This is a genomic window from Nocardioides eburneus, from assembly GCF_040838215.1.
Taxonomy (GTDB): domain Bacteria; phylum Actinomycetota; class Actinomycetes; order Propionibacteriales; family Nocardioidaceae; genus Nocardioides; species Nocardioides eburneus.
In genome coordinates, this window is the sequence record NZ_JBFPJR010000067.1 from 1 (window position 1) to 3,448 (window position 3,448).

The 3,448-nt window shown below is 55.9% G+C and carries 1 rRNA gene; it reads left to right on the forward strand.

Annotation, left to right across the window (positions count from 1 at the left end):
• The first annotated feature begins 298 nt into the window (after nucleotides 1-298).
• Nucleotides 299-3,402, forward strand: a 23S ribosomal RNA gene (locus AB3X52_RS19340).
• Nucleotides 3,403-3,448: the final 46 nt, after the last annotated feature.

Consider the following 3,448-nt stretch of genomic DNA (forward strand, 5'->3'; position numbering starts at 1 on the left):
TGGGTTTTGCCTGGGTGGGTGTGGAACCTCGGATCGGGTCTGGTTGTGGTGGGGTTTTGGCACACTGTTGGGCTTTGAGGAATCACATTCCTTGTGGCCTCCTTGATGCTTGCTTGGCTCGTGTGGGCCGGTGGGTGTGTTGGTGGGCTTGGTGGTTGATAGTTGGATAGTGGACGCGAGCATCTGCATCACGCTGGCAAGGCGATTCGCCTCCTCGCGCACGTTGTGTGTGTGTGGGGGGGTGGGTGGTTGGCGTGGTGTGAGTCTTTGTAGCTGTTGTTTTTGTTGAGTGTTTGTGAGACAAGCTATGAAGGGCACATGGTGGATGCCTTGGCATCAAGAGCCGATGAAGGACGTAGGAGCCTGCGATAAGCCCTGGGGAGTTGGCAACCGAGCGTTGATCCGGGGGTGTCCGAATGGGGGAACCCAGCACGAGTCATGTCGTGTTACCCGCGCCTGAATATATAGGGTGTGTGGAGGGAACGCCGGGAAGTGAAACATCTCAGTACCGGTAGGAAGAGAAAACAAGAGTGATTCCGTGAGTAGTGGCGAGCGAAATCGGATGAGGCTAAACCGTGGCAATGTGATACCTGACAGGGGTTGTTGTTGCGGGGTTGTGGGACGTTTTTTGTTCGGGCTGTCACCCGGGCGCGCAGTGAGAAACCATGCCTGAATGTGAACTGGTTGGAAAGCCGGGCCGGAGAGGGTGAGAGCCCCGTAGTGGTAAGGGTATGGCTGTGTTGAGACGGATCCCAAGTAGCACCCTACTCCTGGAATGGGGTGTGAATCTGGCAGGACCACCTGCTAAGCCTAAATACTTCTTGATGACCGATAGCGGACAAGTACCGTGAGGGAAAGGTGAAAAGTACCCCTGGCGGGGAGTGAAATAGTACCTGAAACCGTGTGCCTACAATCCGTCAGAGCTTATCCCTTTTGGGGTGGGTGATGGCGTGCCTTTTGAAGAATGAGCCTGCGAGTTAGTGGTGTGTGGCGAGGTTAACCCGTGTGGGGTAGCCGTAGCGAAAGCGAGTCTGAATAAGGCGTTTTAGTCGCGCGCTCTAGACCCGAAGCGAAGTGATCTATCCATGGGCAGGTTGAAGCGCCGGTAAGACGGCGTGGAGGACCGAACCCACTTCAGTTGAAAATGGAGGGGATGACCTGTGGATAGGGGTGAAAGGCCAATCAAACTTCGTGATAGCTGGTTCTCCCCGAAATGCATTTAGGTGCAGCGTTGTGTGTTTCTTGCCGGAGGTAGAGCACTGGATAGCCGATGGGCCCGACCAGGTTACTGACGTTAGCCAAACTCCGAATGCCGGTAAGTGAGAGCGCAGCAGTGAGACTGCGGGGGATAAGCTCCGTAGTCGAGAGGGAAACAGCCCAGACCATCAGCTAAGGCCCCTAAGCGGTGACTAAGTGGAAAAGGATGTGGAGTCGCAGTGACAACCAGGAGGTTGGCTTGGAAGCAGCCACCCTTGAAAGAGTGCGTAATAGCTCACTGGTCAAGTGATTCCGCGCCGACAATGTAGCGGGGCTCAAGTCATCCGCCGAAGCTATGGCATTCAAGACATCCGTCTTGGGTGGGTAGGGGAGCGTCGCCTCACCGGTGAAGCCGCAGAGTGATCTTGTGGTGGAGGTGTGGCGAGTGAGAATGCAGGCATGAGTAGCGAATGATGAGTGAGAAACTCATCCGCCGAATGATCAAGGGTTCCAGGGTCAAGCTAATCTGCCCTGGGTAAGTCGGGACCTAAGGCGAGGCCGACAGGCGTAGTCGATGGACAACGGGTTGATATTCCCGTACCGGCAAAGTGACGCCCATGACGAGGCGCATGATGCTAACCGTCTGAAGCGCCATCACCTGATCCCTTCGGGGTGAGGGGGTGTGTGTGGAACACGGGACCCGAGTGTGTAGTAGTCAAGCGATGGGGTGACGCAGGAAGGTAGTCGGTCCGGCGCGATGGTTGTCGCCGGCCAAGCATGTAGGGTGCCTCCTAGGCAAATCCGGGGGGCTGTGCTTCGAGCACGTACCTGAGGTGTGATGGGGACCCTTTGGGGGAAGTCGATGATCCTATGCTGTCGAGAAAAACCTCTAGCGAGTCACGCGCCGCCCGTACCCGAAACCGACTCAGGTGATCAGGTAGAGAATACCAAGGCGATCGAGTGAACCATGGTTAAGGAACTCGGCAAAATGCCCCCGTAACTTCGGGAGAAGGGGGGCCGGATCCGTGATCCCACTTGCTGGGGGAGCGGTGATGGCCGCAGAGACCAGGCCCAAGCGACTGTTTACTAAAAACACAGGTCCGTGCGAAGTTGTAAGACGATGTATACGGACTGACTCCTGCCCGGTGCTGGAAGGTTAAGAGGACCTGTTAGCCACGTAAGTGGTGAAGCGGAGAATTTAAGCCCCAGTAAACGGCGGTGGTAACTATAACCATCCTAAGGTAGCGAAATTCCTTGTCGGGTAAGTTCCGACCTGCACGAATGGAGTAACGACTTGGGCGCTGTCTCAACCGTGGACTCGGCGAAATTGCACTACGAGTAAAGATGCTCGTTACGCGCGGCAGGACGGAAAGACCCCGGGACCTTTACTATAGTTTGGTATTGGTGTTTGGTTCGGCTTGTGTAGGATAGGTGGGAGACTGTGAAGCGGCCACGCCAGTGGTCGTGGAGTCATCGTTGAAATACCACTCTGGTCGTACTAGATGTCTAACCTAGGGCCATGATCTGGTTCAGGGACAGTGCCTGATGGGTAGTTTAACTGGGGCGGTTGCCTCCTAAAGAGTAACGGAGGCGCTCAAAGGTTCCCTCAGCCTGGTTGGCAATCAGGTGTTGAGTGTAAGTGCACAAGGGAGCTTGACTGTGAGACAGACATGTCGAGCAGGGACGAAAGTCGGAACTAGTGATCCGGTGTCGGCATGTGGAAGCGACATCGCTCAACGGATAAAAGGTACCCCGGGGATAACAGGCTGATCTTCCCCAAGAGTCCATATCGACGGGATGGTTTGGCACCTCGATGTCGGCTCGTCGCATCCTGGGGCTGGAGTAGGTCCCAAGGGTTGGGCTGTTCGCCCATTAAAGCGGCACGCGAGCTGGGTTTAGAACGTCGTGAGACAGTTCGGTCCCTATCCGCCGCGCGCGTAGGAAACTTGAGAAAGGCTGTCCCTAGTACGAGAGGACCGGGATGGACGAACCTCTGGTGTGCCAGTTGTACCGCCAGGTGCATGGCTGGTTGGCTACGTTCGGAAGTGATAACCGCTGAACGCATCTAAGCGGGAAGCACGTTTCAAGATGAGGTTTCCCACCCGTATGGGTTAAGGCCCCCCACAGACTATGGGGTTGATAGGCCGGAGGTGTACAGCAGTGATGCCCAGCCGACCGGTACTAATAGGCCGAGGGCTTGTCTTCACAAACACTTTGCAAAGACAACCCGCCACAAAGCGCTCGCGTCCAC